Here is a 16,514-nt window from a genome sequence, read left to right on the forward strand (position 1 = left end):
GCCCGGCGGGGCCGCGCGTGGCGTGCGGCCGGGGCATGCGGCCGGGGGGCTGACCCCACCTCGCGGCGGGTGGGCAGCTCCATCGATCCGCTCCCGCCCGGCCGGTTGACTGGGCCGGGTCAGCCCGGCGCCCCGCGGCGCCGGGGCGGGACCGGACGACGGGGATGTGTGCGGGCGATGCGGGCAGCGGTGACGGGGAAGCGTACGGTCGTGGCGGCGTGGGCGGTGGCGCTGGCCGTCTCGGCGCTGGCGGCGGTACCGGCCGGAGCGCACGGCGGGCGGCGCCCGGGTGGAGCCCACGGAGGCCGCGGCGGCGGTTACACGGCGGCCGGGCTGCGGGCGGACCTCGCCGCGGTGCGCGCCGCGGGCGGCGGCGACGTGAACGTGGTCGCCCGCGTCGACCGCCCGCGCGGCGGCCCGCTGCTGGCCCGGCTGGGCACCGCGGGCCTCGGCTCGACCGCCCCGGTGCCGTGGGACCCGGAGTTCAGGACCGCCAGCACCACGAAGACGTTCACCGCGGTGGTGGTGCTCCAACTCGTCTCCGAGGGGCGGCTGTCGCTGGACGACACCGTCGAACACTGGCTGCCCGGCGTGGTGTCGGGCCACGGCAACGACGGCGCGCGGATCACCGTGCGGAACCTGCTCCAGCAGACCAGCGGCCTCTTCGACTACGTCCAGGACCCGTCCGTGCAGGACCGGTTGCAGCACCACTTCGACGAGAACCGCTACGACGACACGCCCGCCGCGCAGCTCGTCGCCCTCGCGGTGGCGCACCCGCCGCTGTTCGCCGCGGGCCGCGGCTGGGCGTACTCCAACACCAACTACCTGCTGGCCGCGATGATCGCGCAGCGGGCCGCGGGCGGGCGGAGCTGGGAGCAGCTGGTGGAGCACCGGGTGATCGCGCCGCTCGGGCTGCGCCACACGTACATCCCCGGTCTGAACCCGTTCCTGGTCGGCCCGCACGAGCGGGTGACGGTCGCCGGACCGGGCGGCGCGGTGGAGGACCTCACCGAGCAGAGCGTCCAGCACACCGCCGACTCCGGTGTGGTGAGCACCCCCGCGGACCTCGACGTCTTCTTCCGCGCGCTGGCCGGCGGACGGCTGCTGCCCGCCGCGCAGTGGGCCGAGATGCGGCGCACCGTGCCGTACGACGACCTGCCGGTCCCGCCCGCGGGCCGTCAGGGCGGTTACGGCCTGGGGCTGCGGGCCATGCCGCTGACCTGCGGCGGCGTCGCGTACCTGCACGAGGGCGACGGCCTCGGCGCGTACGGGCGTCCCGCGGTGTCGGCGGACGGCCGGCGCGCGGTGACGGTGGCGCTGACCACCACCACCGCGCTGGTCGACCAGGACGCGGTGAACCGCGCGGCGCAGGTCCTCATCGACCATGCGCTGTGCGACCGCGACGCCTGAGACGCGCGGCGTGCGGGTGGGTGCGGGCCGCGGGGGCAGGACGCGCGTACCGCGCCCCGCGGCCCGCGGCTCATGCGGCGTAGACCTGGAACTGCGAGATCTGGCCGGCCGGCCAGCCCGTGTTGGCGGTGATGTTCAGCCGCACGTAACGGGTGGTCACGGTGGACGGCAGGGTCAGGGTCACGGAGTTGCCGGACGCCGGGTCGAAGGTGCGGCCCGCCGGGGCGAGCAGCTGGGTGAAGCCCGAGCCGTCGGTGCTGCCCTGCACCGACAGCGTCTGGGTGCGCGCGCCCCACGCGGTGGACGGCGGCAGGGTGAGCACGATGCGCCGGACGGCGGTGGCCGCGCCGAGGTCGACCTGGAGCCACTGCGGGAAGGCGTTGTTGGCCGACTCCCAGTAGCTGTTGGGGTCGCCGTCGACCGCGTTGCCCGAGCCGTAGACCTGGGTGTGGCTGCTCTCGGACGTCGCCTTGTGCAGGGCGAGGTCGGTGGTGGAGGAGGCCGCGTCGGTGGTGACGGAGACCTGGTTGGAGGGCTGCGAGACACCGCCGGCCGCGTCGAGGGCGACCACGTCGAAGGTGTACGCGGTGGAGGGGGCGAGTCCCGTGACGGTGAGGGAGGTTCCGGTCGCGGTGCCGGCCTGGGTGCTGGTGGAGCCGTCGACCCGCAGCACCCGGTAGCCGGTGACGCCCACGTTGTCGGTCGCCGCGTTCCAGGCCAGCGAGACGGAGCTGCTGGTGTGCGCGGTGGCGTGCAGGTTCGCGGGCGCGGTCGGCGGGGTGGTGTCGCCACCGCCGGAGACGACCGGCTGGGTGGGGCGGGTGGCGGTCAGCGCGATCTGGCCCTTGAGCATCCTGCCGCCGTCGCCGGTCAGCCGCAGGTAGTAGTCGGAGGAGCAGGCGGTGCCGTCCTCGTCCAGCGCCAGGAAACCGGAGTTGGTGGGCGTCCACGCCTGCGACTCGGCGGTCTTGGCGATCTGGTTGCCCTCGTTGAACTCGTCGAACATCGAGATGTAGACGCCCTGTGCGCCGGCCCGCACCACGTTGTAGAACTGCCGCCACATGAAGTCGCCGTGGGCGCGCTGGCGGCCCGAGACGTCGCCGGGCAGCACGCACGGCTGGTAGTCGATGCCGTGCGCCGCGCAGTCCGCCTCGTCGCCGACGGTGTACGTGGTGTAGGCGTTGTCGGAGTCGCCCGCGTTGCCGATCGCGCCGACCATCCACGGCGAGAGCATGTGGAACGCGTGGTAGACGTCGGAGTACCCGGTCCGGGTGCCCGCGCCGCCGGTCCGCCATTCGCGCGGCACCCCGCCGATGACGTAACAGCCCTGGGACTTGAACCAGTTGATGACGTCCAGGCACGCGTCGGTGGAGAACGGGTGGTTGTCGTCGTTGAAGCCGAAGCCCCAGATGCACACCACCGGCTTGCCGTTCTGCACGGCGTACGCGGAGGAGGCGGTGTGCGCCTTCATCTTGTTCGTCCAGTCGGCCTTGATCTCCGACTGCATGCCCGTCCAGCCGGTGACGTCGTACATGACGTGGAACTTGACGCCCTTCGCCTCCGCCGAGTTGCGCACCTTCTGCGCCATCGCGTCGCGGGTCGGGCCCTCGCCGCCGGTGGGGTTGAACCGCTGGAGGGCGGCGGTGTCGATCCCGTAGGTCTTCATCCACTGGAAGTGGGTGTCCACGGTCTGCTGGTCGTAGGAGGAGAACAGGGTGGCCGGCTGCCCGTTGCCGAGGTTCGCGTACGCGGTCTGGTAGCCGTGCGTGTACTCGCGCATGTCGGGCCAGCACTTGATGCCGGTGTTCGAAGGGGAAGGCGACTGGCCCCAGTTCTGCGTCCAGTGCCACCAGCCGTTGATCGGGGCGCCGTCGCCGACGCAGGCGAACCAGCCCTGGTAGCCGACAGTGACCTTGCCGACCACGTCGCCCGCAGGGCTGCCGGCGGCCGACGCGGGTCCGGCGAGGGCGGTCTCGGCGACGGCTCCTAACGAGCCCGCCGCGGTGGCCGCTACGGCGGCCTGCAGGAATGTCCGGCGCGTGACACCCATGGGGTTCTCCTCCGGTCGGTGTGGGGGTGCCGGGGATCGTAACGACCGGGTTACTTCGGCGCAATAGTTCGCGCGTAAGGTGAAATAATTTACAGGCAAGCCGCAAGAAACACCCAGTTCGCTCCGGGTGACGCGCCGCGGCGGCTACAGGGGTGCGGCCGCGGCGCAACAGGCAGGGGGCGGGCCGAGTCCGTGTGCACTTTCATCCGGATCTCAGACGATTGGCGTCCCGCTCTCAGCGGACCCCCAGAGTCGGCGCCTACGGTCGCCGCCATGGATCACATGGGGGCGCCTTCGGCGCCGGTTTCCGGTGGGGTGGCGCCTTCGGCGCCGGGCGAGGTGGCGCCTGCCGGCGCGGAGATGCCTCCGGCGGCGGGTGCGGACGCGCCTGCCGGCGCGGGTGGCGCGGCGCCTGCGACGCCGGGGCTAGGTGCGCCTGCCGGCGCTGACGCGCCCGGGGCGACGGTGCCTGCCGGCCTGTGCGACGCGGCTCCTGCGGCGTCACCCGCTGAGATGTCTGCGGGCGCGGACGCCCCTGCCGCGCCGGGCGCGGAAGACGGGGCCGAGCTGACCGCCGCGGCACGCACCGGTGACACGGCGGACACGCCTGCCGGCGCGAGTGGCGCGGCGCCTGCGACGCCGGGGCTAGGTGCGCCTGCCGGCGCTGACGCGCCCGGGGCGACGGTGCCTGCCGGCCTGTGCGACGCGGCTCCTGCGGCGTCACCCGCTGAGATGTCTGCGGGCGCGGACGCGCCTGCCGCGCCGGGCGCGGAAGACGGGGCCGCGCTGACCGCCGCGGCACGCACCGGTGACACGGCGGACGCACCTGCGGGCGCGGGTGGCGCGGCGTCTGCGGCGCCGCGCGCTGAGGTGTCCGCGGAGATACCTGCGGACCCGGGCGGCCTGGCACCTGCGGTGCCTGCCGGCGCGGACGCGGGGGCTCGGGCGGGGGCCGGCGCTGAAGCCGGGGGCTCGTCGGAGCGGTGTACAGCCGAGGGCGGCACGGAGGTGCCGGCGGAGGCGGTGGTGACGTTCGGCGGGGATGACGCGCCCGGCGAGCGGGGGATGCGCTGGTGGGCGAAGCCGCTTGCCGTGTCGGTGACGGCGCTGGCCGCGATGGCGGTGCTCACCGTGGCCACGATCGCGCAGTCGCCGGACGCCAAGGCCGGTTCGGGCGCGGTGCCGGCCGCGGACACCTCACCGGCCACGACGGCGGCCACGCCCGCCCCCGCCACCTCCGCGCCGACGTCGACCCCCACGCCCACCCCCACTCCCACTCCCACTCCCACTCCCACCGGCGTATCCGCCGCCATGGCGGCGAAGGCCGTGCGTGCCGCGGTCGACGCGCTGCCCGGCGCCGGCGACCTGGCGGTCGCGGTCGTCGACCTCGACGGCGCCGCGGACGGCACGGGCGCCGCGACCGCGTACGACACCAGCGACGACGCGGACAACACGTACGACACCGCGAGCATCGTCAAGGTCGACATCCTGGCCACGCTGCTGCTGCAGCACCAGCACGCCGGAACCCGCCTGAGCGCGTACCAGCGGAGCCTGGCCACCGCGATGATCGAGCGCAGCGACAACGAGGCGGCAGAGGCGCTGTGGGACACCATCGGCCGTGCGTACGGGCTCGGCGCCGCCAACCGCACGCTCGGCCTGCGCGGCACCGAGGGCGGCCCGAGCGACCTGTGGGGGCTGACGCAGACCACGCCGGGCGACCAACTCAGGCTTCTGCGGGCGGTGTTCGGCGACGGCGGGGACTCGCCGCTGTCCGCCGCGTCCCGCTCCTACATCACAGGGCTGATGGCCTCGGTCACCGCGGGCCAGCGCTGGGGCGTGTCGGCGGCGGACTCCGACCACGGCGGCTACGCGCTGAAGAACGGCTGGCTGCAGCGCAGCGCGACCGGTCTGTGGGACATCAACAGCATCGGCGAGGTCACATACCACGGGCACCGGCTGCTCATCGCGGTGCTCTCATCCGGCCAGCGGTCGGAGGCCGGCGGCATCGACCTGGTCGAGGACGCGGCGCGGGCGGTGGCGAAGGCGTACGCGCGCTGACGCGCACCGCCCCCGCGCCGCGCCGCGGCTCACCGCGGCTCACCGCGCCGTCCAGCTGATCGCCGGCGGCACCACGCGGGCGCACAGCGGCCTGCCGTGGGCGTCGGTCAGGCCCAGCCGGCCGGTCAGCCGCCCGGTGCGCACGGCCGCGGCGGCCACCTCCGGCGGGATCGCGCCCAGCACCAGCTTGGCGCGGCGGAACATCGCGAACCCCTGCCCGCCGGGCCCGACCGTGCCCCAGGACAGGTACACGAACCGGCCGCCGGGGCCGCCCTGCACGTACGGCCCGGTCAGCTCGGCGAGCCCGTCGGCGGACGGCCGCGCCAGGCACTCCAGGGTCCACCGCGCACCGGGCGCGTCGCCGGGCGTCACCCCGAGCAGTTCCTGCGGCCGCCCGCGCCGCTGCACCGCGACGTGGATCCCCTCGTAGCCGGGGAACCCGGCCGCGCCCGCGCAGCTCGACCCGGGCAGCCCGGTGCCCTCCAGCGTCAGGACGACGGGCGAGCCGCCACCACGGTTCAGGCCGCCACGGTTCATGCCGCCATGGTGCGCCCGCCCTGTGACACTCAGGCGGTGGAGACGTCGATCAGGACCTTGCCGACCGCGCCGTCCTGGACCGCCGCGTGCGCGTCGGCGGCGCGCTCCAGCGGGAAGCGGTGGAAGGGCAGGCCCGCGTCCTCGCCGGCGTGGAGCGCGCCGTCCGCGACGGCGGCGGACACCGCGGCGACGGCGTGGTCCTTGGCGGCCGCCGGCACCGTGTAGACGAGGACGCCCTGCCAGCGCAGGTTGGTGAACATCGAGGGGCGCACCGGGACCGACAGCGCCTCGCCGTCGTCGGCGTAGAAGGCGACGACGGCGTCGGGGGCGGTGACCGCGACGTCCAGGGCGGCGTTGGCGGCAGGGGCCACCTCGACCACGATGTGCACGCCGCCGGGGGCGATCCGGCGGATCTCGGCGGCCGCGTCCTGCTCGCGGTAGTTGACCACGTGGTGGGCGCCGGCGCGGGTCGCCAGCTCCGCCTTCCGCGCGCCGCTGACCGTGGTGACGACCGTCGCGCCGGCCCAGCGGGCCAGCTGGATCGCCGCGTTGCCGACCGCGCCCGCGCCGCCGGCGACCAGCACCGTCCGCCCGGCGAGCGCGCCGGGGGCGAGCCGCTGGGGTCCGCCGTCGGCCACCGTCAGCGCGCGGTGCGCGGTGAGCGCGGGGATGCCCAGGCTCGCGCCGAGGTCGAAGCCGGCGTGCGCGGGCAGCGCCACGGCCTGCCGCGCGGGCAGCGTGACGTACTCCTGCGCGGTGCCGTCGGCCCGCTGCCAGGCGGCCTCCCACAGCCAGACCCGCTCGCCGATCCGGTCCGCCGGCACCCCGTGGCCGACGGCGTCGACCGTGCCCGCGCCGTCCTGGTTCGGCACCTGCGCACCGTCCGGGCTGGTGGCGGTCCGCGCCTTCCAGTCCGTGGGGTTCACTCCCGACACCGCGACCCTGACCCGCACTTCGCCGGTGCCGGGTTCCGGCACGGGCCGGTCGGTGAGGGTCAGGACGTCGGGGCTGCCGCTGGTGGTGTACGTGATCGCCTTCATGTTCCCTACAAGCCGCGGCCGCGCGGGGTTTCTTCCCGCCGCGGCCTGACGTCACCCGGAAGGCCCCCGCGGCCCGGTCGGCCGGGCCGGCACCGGCCCGGCCGGCCGGCTCGCGTGGGCCGCCGCTCACCCCGCCGCGAGCAGCGCGCTGAGCGCGGACGCCTGGGTCCGCCAGTCGGCGACGTTGGGATGGGCGGTGGTGCCGCCGCCCGCCCAGCGCTCGCCGAGCCGGTCGAGGCTGTCGCGGTCGCGGTTCCACACGCTGTCCCCCTGGGTCCGCGCGAAGGAGGCGTACGCGCCGCCGGTCGCGGAGTTCAGGTCCTGGAGGTAGCGCATGAAGACGCCCTTGAACTGCTTGCCGTTGTCGTCGCAGTCGGCGGCCGGCGCGTCGCAGGACTCGGTGAGGATGCCGCCCGAGGTCAGCGCCGGGGAGGCGACGGCGGCGTCCGCGAACCGGCGGGCGGTGGCGAGCGCCGAGGAGTCGCCGGTGGCGCGCCAGATCTCCACACCCGCGCCGATGGCCAGGCCCTGGTTGTAGCTCCACACCGTCTGGCCGTTGTTGGCGCAGCCGGCGGTGAGGCCGTCGTTGACCAGGCCGGAGGAGTTGATCAGGCCGGAGGCGGTGAACCAGTGCCAGGCGGTGGTGGCCCGGCCCAGCCACAGGGTGTCGCCGGCCAGCCGGGTGTGCAGCTGCGCGGTGATCGTCACCCACAGGCCGTTGGTGACCGCGTTCTTGTACGTGCGTTCGCGGTCCCACCACACGCCGCCGCCGCAGGTGCCGGTGTCCCACAGGCCGTTGACGTAGGTGGCGATGGTGACGGCCTCGTTGAGGTACTTCGTGTCGCCGGTCAGGTCGTAGGCGTCGATCCAGGCCAGCGCCCACCACTCGGAGTCGTCGGTGGCGCGGCTGATGAAGTCGCCGTCGATGGCGTCGGAGCTGCGCGCGCCGGCCGGGAAGGCGGCCTTGTCGATCTGGAAGGTGCGATCGACGATCCACCGGTACCGGGTGTCGCCGGTCTGCCGCATGTAGTCGATCACGGTGGCGAGGGCGACCGCGGAGTTCCACCAACTCGACGGCCAGTAAGCGGTGTTCGGATCGTAGGAGTACATCAGCGCGTCGGCGGCGGCCGCGGCGCGGGAGGGCGCGGGCCTGGCCCACGCCGTGCAGCTGCCGTTCTGCCCCTCGACCGCGCGCCCGCAGGCGCGGACCGCCCCGCCGTAGAGCCGGCCCAGCGGGTCGCTGGTGTTGAAGGCGGCGGTACGCGTCCCGGTGGCGCCGGACGGCACGCTGGTGCGGCCCTTGGAGGAGCCGTCGGGCCAGCTCGCGCCGGAGTCCCAGGAGCGGTCCAGCCAGATCTCGTCGCCCGCCCGGCCGGCGGACAGGACCGCCCAGGCCATCCCGGCGGAGTCGGTGTGCAGCGCGATCGTCCGGCCGGAGAGCGTCGTCGGAGCGACCGGCTGGACGTCTCCCGCGCCGGGCGCCGCGCCGTCGCAGGACGCCGCGCAGACCGCCAGGCGCGCCCAGGAGGTGCAGGCCACGCCCTGCGCGTCGCCGCAGGCGCGGAGCACCGCACGGCGGTGCTTCACCGGGTCGTAGAGGTTGTACATCAGGGTGCGCGTGCCGGTCCACGCCGAGGGGATCGACGCCTTGCCGAGCAGCCCGTCCCAGGTGGCGCCGCCGTCCCATGAACGGTCCAGCCACACCGAGTCGTTGAGCACGCCGTGGTCGATGCTGGCCCAGGCCATGCCGTCGGCGTCGTCCACGTGCAGCCGCAGCAGCCTGCCGTTGTCGGTCACGTCCGGCACCGGGAAGGTCTCCTGCGCGGCGCGCGAGGGGTCGAGGGTGTCGCAGTACAGCGCGCACACGGCGCCGCTCGCGGCGGGGACGGCGGCGGGGCGGACCGCGGGAGCCGTCGCCGCACCCGCGCCGGTCGCGGCGCGCATGCCTGCGATCAGGACCAGGACGAGCAGCAGCACGGCGGTCCGCGCCGGCTGGGAGAACGCTTTGCGCACAGGTGGCCCCTTCCGGGTCCTGGTCTCTCCAACGTGGGAAAAAGCGGTGGGCGTCCAGCGGCATGACAGCACGTCAGCAATGTCATGTCCATAGCCACATCGGAGTCTTCGGGAAGTGAACATTCGCCCTCGGCAGCCGAGTTGGGCCCCAGTCAAGCACCGGCAGTCCGCTGACCAGCAACTCCGCCACCCCGTCCGCGGCTTCACAGATTGTCGGCCCGCATGCTTATAACGTTGTAATGTCCGGTGGACGCCGCGCAGCGGACGGCCCGCGGACCGCGCCCCCTTGACACCCCGGGGCGCTCGCACGACAGTTCCACCGGACGTCCGAGCCGACAACGTTGTCAGAGACCGCTTCCCCCACCCACCTTTCAGAGGCAGGTCCGCTATGGCACGATCCGCACGACGCACCGCGGCCGGCGCCCTCGGCGCGCTGACCGCCGCGGCGCTGGCCACCCTCGGCCTCGCCGCGGTCCCGGCGCAGGCGGCGACGAGAGCCGCCGCCCTGGTCACCTCCCCGGCGTCGCTGGTCAACCCGCTCATCGGCACGTCGAACGCCGCCGACGACTTCCCCGGCGCCGACGTCCCGTTCGGGATGGTGCAGTGGAGTCCCGACACGCCCTCGCGCCCCGACGGCGGCGGCTACGAGTACAACGACTCCTCCATCACCGGATTCAGCCTCACGCACATCGCCGGACCCGGCTGCGGCGCCGGCGGCGACGTGCCGGTCCTGCCCACCGTCGGCGCGGTGGACGGCAACGCCAACGACGCCTTCTCGCACGCCAACGAGTCCGCCACCCCCGGCTCGTACAAGGTGACGCTCAACAACCAGGTGACCACCGAGCTGACCACCACCACCCGCAGCGGCATGGGCCGGTTCACCTTCCCCTCCTCCACCCAGGCCAACCTGGTGCTCAAGCTGACGAAAAGCCAGAACGGCGGCTCCGCCGTGCAGTTCACCAAGGTCTCCGGCTCCGAGGTCAGCGGGCAGGTGACCAGCGGCAAGTTCTGCGGCGCGGGCAACGCGTACACCGTCTACTTCGACATGCTCTTCGACCGCCCCTTCACCGGGCAGGGCACCGCCTCCGGCTCCACCGGCTACGTCACCTTCGACACCACCTCCAACCGGGTGGTGCAGGCCAAGGTCGGCGTGTCCTACGTGTCGGTGGCCAACGCGGTCGCCAACCGGACCGCGGAGAACGGCGGCTGGGACTTCGACGGCACCCGCAACGCGGCGCAGAGCAAATGGAACAACCAGCTCGGCAAGGTGCAGATCGGCGGCGGGACCGCGGACCAGCAGACCGTCTTCTACACCGCGCTCTACCACTCGCTGCTGCACCCGAACGTGATCAGCGACACCAACGGGCAGTACGTCGGCTTCGACGCCAAGACCCACACCGTGGACTCCGGGCACTCGGCGGCCTACGCCAACTACTCCGGCTGGGACATCTACCGCTCCCAGGCGCAGCTGGAGGCACTGGTCGCGCCGCAGGTCGCCTCGGACACCGCCCAGTCGATGGTCGACGACTACGCCCAGACCGGGCAGTTCCCCAAGTGGTCGGAGAACAACGGCGAGTCGTACGTGATGGTCGGCGACCCGGCGGACGAGATCCTCGCCGACTACTACGCCTTCGGCGCGCGGAACTTCGACACCTCGGCGGCGCTCGCCGACATGGTGAAGGAGGCCACCGCCACCAACAACAACCGGCCGGGGCTGAACTACCTCGAACAGCTCGGCTGGCTGCCCAGCGACGGCAGTTACGGCTGCTGCAACTTCTACGGGCCGGCCTCGACGACCCTGGAGTACAACTCCGCCGACTTCGCCGTCTCGGCGCTGGCCGGCTCGCTCGGCGACACCGCGGACCAGCAGACCCTGGCCAACCGCGCGCAGGGCTGGGCCAACCTGCTGAACCACAGCAGCGGCTTCATCCAGCCGCGTGACGCCTCCGGCAACTGGACCGGCGGCTTCTCGCCGACCTCCGGCAACAACTTCGTCGAGGGCGACTCCTGGCAGTACACCCCGATGGTGCCGTTCAACGTGCACGGCCTGGCCACCGCCATGGGCGGCAACGCCAAGCTGTCGACCTTCCTCGACACCGACCTGTCCTCGCTGACCGGCGGCAACGGCTACACCGACCTCGGCAACGAGCCCAGCCTCAACATCCCCTGGGAGTACGACTACATCGGCCAGCCGTACAAGACGCAGTCGGTGGTGCGGAAGGTCCAGGACCAGATCTGGACCAACAAGGCGTCCGGGCTGGCGGGCAACGACGACCTGGGCGAGATGAGCTCCTGGTACGTGTGGTCGGCGCTCGGCATGTACCCCGAGACGCCCGGCACCTCCGATCTCGCCCTGGGCAGCCCGATGTTCACCCAGGCGGTGGTCACGCTGCCGTCCGGGAACACGCTCACCGTCAACGGCAACGGAGCCGCCGACAACGCCCCGTACGTGCAGTCGGCGACCTGGAACGGGGCCGCCTACAACAAGGCGTACGTGCCGGCCGGCGGGCTCACCTCGGGCGGCACGCTGGGCTTCACCCTGGGCACCTCGGCCAACACCTCGTGGGCGAGCAGCGCCGACGCGGCGCCGCCGTCCTACCCGGGGGCGCCCACGTACACCAACGTCGGCATCTCGGACGACAGTTCGTCCTCCTCGGCGAACTTCGACGGCGTCGGCTACAGCTACTCGGCGCAGGCGCTGGCCGCCGCGGGTGTCACCCCGGGCGGCAAGGTCACCGCGGCCGGCGTGACCTTCACCCTGCCGAGCCCGGCAGCGGGCAAGCCGGACGACTACGAGGCGAACGGTCAGACCGTGCCGGCGAGCGGCTCCGGCACGATCTCCTTCCTGGGCGCCGCCAACCACGGCCCGTCGACCGGCACCGCCACGGTGAACTTCGGTGACGGCACCTCGCAGAACGTCCAGCTGACCTTCTCCGACTGGACGCTGGGCGGCGGCAGCGCCACGGTGTCGGCCGGCAACACGATCGCGGCGACCGCGGCCTACCGCAACCACGCGGGGGCGGCCTCGGACTCCGTCAAGTCCTACCTGTTCGCCAGCGCACCCGTCGCGCTGCCCTCCGGCAAGACCGTCACCTCGGTGCGGCTGCCGTCGGACACCAGCACCGGCGGGCTGCACGTCTTCTCGATCGGCTTCGGCAGCGGCGGCGGCAGCGGCTCGGTGACCGGACCGATCGTCTCCGGCGTCGACGCGTCGCTCTGCGTCGACGACGACCACAGCACCGCGGCGAACAACAACCCGATCCAGATCTACGGCTGCAACGGCAGCAGCGCCCAGGTGTGGACGGTCGGCACCGACGGGACGCTGCGCGTCCTCGGCGGCTGCCTGGACGTCACCAGCAGCGGCACCGCGGACAGCACCAAGGTGCAGTGGTACACCTGCAACGGCTCCGGCGCGCAGGTCTGGCAGCCCGGCGCCTCCGGCTCGCTGGTCAACCCGCAGTCCGGCAAGTGCCTGGACGACCCCGGAGCCTCGACGACGCCGAGCACGCAGCTGCAGATCTACACCTGCAACGGTTCGGCGGCCCAGCGCTGGGTGCTCCCCTAGCGCTCCGGCACCGGCGATCGCCCGCACGACGTCCGCGGCCCGGCCACTTCGGTGGCCGGGCCGCGGGCGCTTTCCGGAGTCCGGTGCTCCGTTCGGTCCGCTCCGGGCGAAATCCGGCCGTCGGCCGCCCGCCCGCGGGCCGCGCGGGTGATCCTGGCGGGAGCGATTCGGAAGCGACCGGGCGCGAAGCGGACCACGGACGGGGAGACACCATGACCGAGCAGCCCGAGCACGGCCGGAGCTTCTACGATGCGGTCGGCGGCGAGGAGGCGCTGCGCCGGCTGATCGACACCTTCTACGACCAGGTGCTCGCGGACCCCCTGCTGTCCCCGGTGTTCGCGCACTTCACCCCGACGCACGTCGACCACGTGGTGGTCTGGCTGACCGAGGTCTTCGGCGGCCCGGCCGCCTACTCCGAGCGGCTCGGCGGCCACCACGCCCTGCTCGGCCACCACGCCGGGCTGGCGATCACCGAGGAGCAGCGCGCCCGCTGGGCGGAGTTGATGGTGACCACGGCCCGCAAGGAGCTGCCGGACGACGCCCTGCTCCAGCAGCGGTTCGGCGAGTACATCGAGTGGGGCACCCGTATCGCGCTGGCCGTCTCGCAGCCCGGCGCGGAGGTCGGCGACCCCGGTCCGGTACCGCACTGGGGCTGGGACGGCCTGGCGCAGGACTGACCGCGGGCCCGGCCGCGCGCCGACCCGGGCCGAGGCTCAGGCGGGTGCGGGCCCCGGCTCGGGCGGGCTCGGGCTCAGGCGGGCTCGGGCAGCGCGACCCGGTCGGCCGCCGGATCGACCTGCGGCAGCCGCGGCACGTAGCTGCCGGACGCGCCGCCGTGGCCGCGGTGCACGAGCAGCCCGCTCACCGGATCGGGCACCGCGTCCAGCGCGGCCCGGGTGCCGGGCAGCGCCCGCCAGGCCGCCCAGCCGCGCTCGTCGGCGAAGGACACCTCGAGGACGATGCCCCAGCTGTACGCGAACCACTCCCACGACGAGGCGCCGTTGGTGATCAGCGACTCGGCGAGGGTCTGCGCGTACGCGTCACGCCATGACGCGGCGGAGATCTCCGCGTGCTCGGCGTCCAGGATCTCGATCGACCACCAGTCCGCTGCACTCATGCCATCGACCATAGACACCGGCCATCGAGGCCGGAAGAGCCATGGCATGTCTGAGCCGTGATCCTTTGTCCCGGTAACGCCGGCGGCTCAGCCCAGCGCGTCCTGTGCGGCGGCGAGGATCTCCGTGACGCGCGCCCCGAAGCGCGCGTCGCAGGCGTGCGTGGCGCCCGAGGTCAGCACGTCCAGGGCGTTCGCCATGGCCTGCGTCGAAGGGCCGGTCAGATCCTGCGGATAGCTCGCCACGCCCCGCGCGCCGCGCAGTTCGATGGCGACGCCGGCCGCGGCGGGCGGCGCGGACAGCGTCAGCACCGAGGTGCTGGACGCGCCACTGTCATGACGCAGCGTCAGGTGCACGGTGTCGCGCGGCCCTTGGGCGGCGTGCACCGAGGTCACGTCGCCGAGCAGCGGCAGCAGCACGGACAGCGCGTGCGGTCCGACGTCCCACAGGCCGCCCTTCTCCTTGCGCCACGGCGAGTCGGCGTAAGGGCTGGTGGACGGGCTCTCGTCCGGCGCGAAGACCGCTCCGAACCAGTCCGCGCGCGCGGTGAACCAGCCGCCGGCGGCGGCCTGTTCGGCGATCCAGCCGGCGGCGCCGGTGTCGAAGCGCAGGGTGAAGAAGACCACGCTGCGCACCCCGGCCCGCTCGACCGCGTCGGCCACCGACCGCGCCTCGGCGGCGGTCGCCGCCAGCGGCTTGTCGAGCAGCAGGTGCCGGCCGGCCTCCGCGGCCCGTATCGCGAACCGCGCCTGCGGGCCGGGCGGCAGCGCCACCGCCACCGCGTCGACGTCGGCGATCAGCGCGTCCGCGTCCTCGTAGGCCCGGACCCCGAAGAGCGCCGCCACCTCGGCGGCGGCCTCGGGCCTGCGCCCCCAGACGCCGGCGAAGTCCACTGCCGGGTGCGCGGCCAGGGCGGGCCCGTGGGTGCGGCGCGCCCACGGGCCGGTGCCGAGCAGGCCGACGCGCAGCCGGGCGGGCGGCGCGGCCGGCTGGGTCACGCCTCGGTCCTGGACTCTTGGTGGCGGACGTAGCTCTCGCTGTCCAGGTCGTGCAGGTTCACCGAGAACTGCACCTCCAGGTGCGGCAGCGGCGCGGTGTGCTCCCGCAGCTGGGCGAGCACCGCCTCGTTCAGCTCCCGCTTGATCTCCGGCGGGCGGCCGGAGAGCACGCCGATCTCGACGTGGAGCAGCGCGTAGTGCGGCGAGCCGTCGGCGATCCAGGTGTCGTCGAGCCGGACGAAGCGCGTCTTGCACCCGCCGGCCCGCGCGCCCGCGATCCGGACCAGGGCGTCGTGGAGTCCCTTGCCGAAGGCGGGCCGGTCGAAGGCGTCGGCCACCGACGCGGAGTATTCAACGATGGTGTGCGGCATGCCCCCGAGCCTAGCCTCCGCTCCCCGCGCGCGCCGTACCGTGTCAGCCCTGCGACAGGCGTGGCGGGTGTGCCGTACCCGCTGGTCACGACGGGCCGTTCACACGTGGTTAACACGGGTGCAACGGTCGGGAAAAACGTTCTTGCGACGCTGCACCCGGCCCGATCAGCGCGGCTCGGCGCCGGTACCCGCGATCACGTTCGTTAAGGATGGCGTCACCGTGACCTACAAGGCTGAGTACATCTGGATAGACGGCACCACGCCGACGGCGAAGCTGCGCTCCAAGACCCGCATCCTCGCGGACGGCGCCGAACTGCCGATCTGGGGCTTCGACGGCTCCAGCACGAACCAGGCCGAGGGCCACGCCTCGGACCGCGTACTCAAGCCGGTCGCCTCCTTCCCCGACCCGATCCGCGGTGGCGACGACGTCCTCGTCATGTGCGAGGTCTTCAACATCGACGGCTCCGCGCACGAGTCCAACACCCGCGCCCCGCTGCGCGAGGTCGCCGAGCGCTTCGCGGCGCAGGAGTCGCTGTTCGGCATCGAGCAGGAGTACACCTTCTTCCAGGGCTCGCGGCCCCTCGGCTTCCCCGAGGGCGGCTACCCCGCGCCGCAGGGCGGCTACTACTGCGGCGTCGGCGCCGACGAGATCTTCGGCCGCCCGGTCGTCGAGAAGCACCTGGAGAACTGCCTGGCCGCCGGCATCGGCATCTCCGGCATCAACGCCGAGGTGATGCCCGGCCAGTGGGAGTTCCAGGTCGGTCCGCTCAGCCCGCTGGAGGTCTCCGACCACCTGTGGGTGGCCCGCTGGCTGCTCTACCGCACCGCCGAGGACTTCGGCATCTCCGCGACGCTCGACGCCAAGCCCGCCAAGGGCGACTGGAACGGCGCGGGCGCGCACACCAACTTCTCCACCAGGAAGATGCGCGAGAGCTACGACGCGATCATCGAGGCCGCCGAGTCGCTCGGCCGCGAGGACAAGCCGCTCGAGCACATCAAGCACTACGGCGCCGGCGTCGAGAGCCGCCTCACCGGCGCGCACGAGACCGCCCCCTGGAACGAGTACAGCTACGGGGTGTCCAACCGCGGCGCGTCGGTGCGCATCCCGTGGCAGGTCGAGGTGGACCAGAAGGGCTACATCGAGGACCGCCGCCCGAACGCCAACGTGGACCCGTACGTGGTGACCCGGCTGATCGTGGACACCTGCGGCAGCGCCCTGGAGAAGGCCGGCCTGGTCTGATCCCGGGCCGAGCCGCCGGAACCCGGCCCTGCCCGCCGGGTTCCGGCGGCGCCTCCCCGAGAAGGGCGCCCGTCCTCGCGACGGGCGCCCTTCCGCATGCCCGGGACGTCGGCGCTC

The 16,514-nt window shown here is 73.6% G+C and carries 12 protein-coding genes; 5 read left to right on the forward strand and 7 right to left on the reverse strand.

Going from position 1 to position 16,514, the window contains the following annotated elements; genetic code table 11:
• The first annotated feature begins 189 nt into the window (after positions 1–189).
• Complete coding sequence (locus tag V2S66_RS19470; protein ID WP_330797134.1) at positions 190–1,410, forward strand: serine hydrolase domain-containing protein; 1,221 nt, start codon at positions 190–192, stop codon at positions 1,408–1,410.
• Between the two features lie 70 nt (positions 1,411–1,480).
• Here the strand turns inward: V2S66_RS19470 and V2S66_RS19475 are convergent, their stop codons facing one another.
• The gene (locus tag V2S66_RS19475; protein WP_330797135.1) at positions 1,481–3,460 is read right to left on the reverse strand and encodes a discoidin domain-containing protein; all 1,980 of its coding nucleotides are present in this window, start codon (positions 3,458–3,460) and stop codon (positions 1,481–1,483) included.
• Between the two features lie 1,026 nt (positions 3,461–4,486).
• Between V2S66_RS19475 and V2S66_RS19480 the strand changes: the two genes are divergently transcribed.
• Positions 4,487–5,518, forward strand: a complete 1,032-nt coding sequence (locus V2S66_RS19480; protein ID WP_330797136.1) for a serine hydrolase — start codon at positions 4,487–4,489, stop codon at positions 5,516–5,518.
• 39 nt (positions 5,519–5,557) lie between these two features.
• Here V2S66_RS19480 and V2S66_RS19485 read toward each other — a convergent pair whose 3' ends face one another.
• The 3 genes from V2S66_RS19485 to V2S66_RS19495 form a co-directional block, all read right to left on the reverse strand.
• A complete protein-coding gene (locus tag V2S66_RS19485; RefSeq protein ID WP_330797137.1) occupies positions 5,558–6,055 on the reverse strand; it encodes a DUF5990 family protein in 498 nt (165 codons plus the stop codon).
• A 29-nt stretch (positions 6,056–6,084) separates the two neighbouring features.
• Positions 6,085–7,095, reverse strand: coding sequence for an NADPH:quinone reductase (locus V2S66_RS19490; RefSeq protein ID WP_330797138.1), 1,011 nt, complete (start codon positions 7,093–7,095; stop codon positions 6,085–6,087).
• Between the two features lie 126 nt (positions 7,096–7,221).
• On the reverse strand, positions 7,222–9,108 hold the full coding sequence (locus V2S66_RS19495; protein ID WP_330797140.1) for a glycoside hydrolase family 76 protein: 1,887 nt from the start codon (positions 9,106–9,108) through the stop codon (positions 7,222–7,224).
• 388 nt (positions 9,109–9,496) lie between these two features.
• Between V2S66_RS19495 and V2S66_RS19500 the strand changes: the two genes are divergently transcribed.
• Together V2S66_RS19500 and V2S66_RS19505 are read left to right on the forward strand one after the other, a co-directional pair.
• Complete coding sequence (locus V2S66_RS19500; RefSeq protein ID WP_330797141.1) at positions 9,497–12,673, forward strand: lectin; 3,177 nt, start codon at positions 9,497–9,499, stop codon at positions 12,671–12,673.
• A gap of 212 nt (positions 12,674–12,885) precedes the next feature.
• A complete protein-coding gene (locus V2S66_RS19505) occupies positions 12,886–13,350 on the forward strand; it encodes a group II truncated hemoglobin (RefSeq protein WP_330797142.1) in 465 nt (154 codons plus the stop codon).
• 74 nt (positions 13,351–13,424) lie between these two features.
• On the opposite strand, the gene V2S66_RS19510 is transcribed toward V2S66_RS19505, so the two are convergent.
• The 3 genes from V2S66_RS19510 to V2S66_RS19520 form a co-directional block, all read right to left on the reverse strand.
• Positions 13,425–13,790, reverse strand: a complete 366-nt coding sequence (locus V2S66_RS19510; RefSeq protein WP_330797143.1) for a hypothetical protein — start codon at positions 13,788–13,790, stop codon at positions 13,425–13,427.
• A gap of 87 nt (positions 13,791–13,877) precedes the next feature.
• The gene (locus V2S66_RS19515; protein ID WP_330797224.1) at positions 13,878–14,756 is read right to left on the reverse strand and encodes a Gfo/Idh/MocA family protein; all 879 of its coding nucleotides are present in this window, start codon (positions 14,754–14,756) and stop codon (positions 13,878–13,880) included.
• Between the two features lie 26 nt (positions 14,757–14,782).
• Positions 14,783–15,157 carry a 5-carboxymethyl-2-hydroxymuconate Delta-isomerase gene (locus V2S66_RS19520; RefSeq protein WP_330797144.1) on the reverse strand — a complete coding sequence of 125 codons (375 nt, stop codon included), beginning with the start codon at positions 15,155–15,157 and terminating at the stop codon, positions 14,783–14,785.
• A 220-nt stretch (positions 15,158–15,377) separates the two neighbouring features.
• On the opposite strand from V2S66_RS19520, the gene glnII reads away from it, so the two are divergent.
• Positions 15,378–16,397 carry a glutamine synthetase gene (gene glnII / locus V2S66_RS19525; protein WP_330797145.1) on the forward strand — a complete coding sequence of 340 codons (1,020 nt, stop codon included), beginning with the start codon at positions 15,378–15,380 and terminating at the stop codon, positions 16,395–16,397.
• The last annotated feature ends 117 nt before the right edge of the window (positions 16,398–16,514 follow it).

Origin of the sequence: Actinacidiphila polyblastidii (genome assembly GCF_036353415.1) — a bacterium.
Lineage (GTDB): Bacteria > Actinomycetota > Actinomycetes > Streptomycetales > Streptomycetaceae > Actinacidiphila > Actinacidiphila polyblastidii.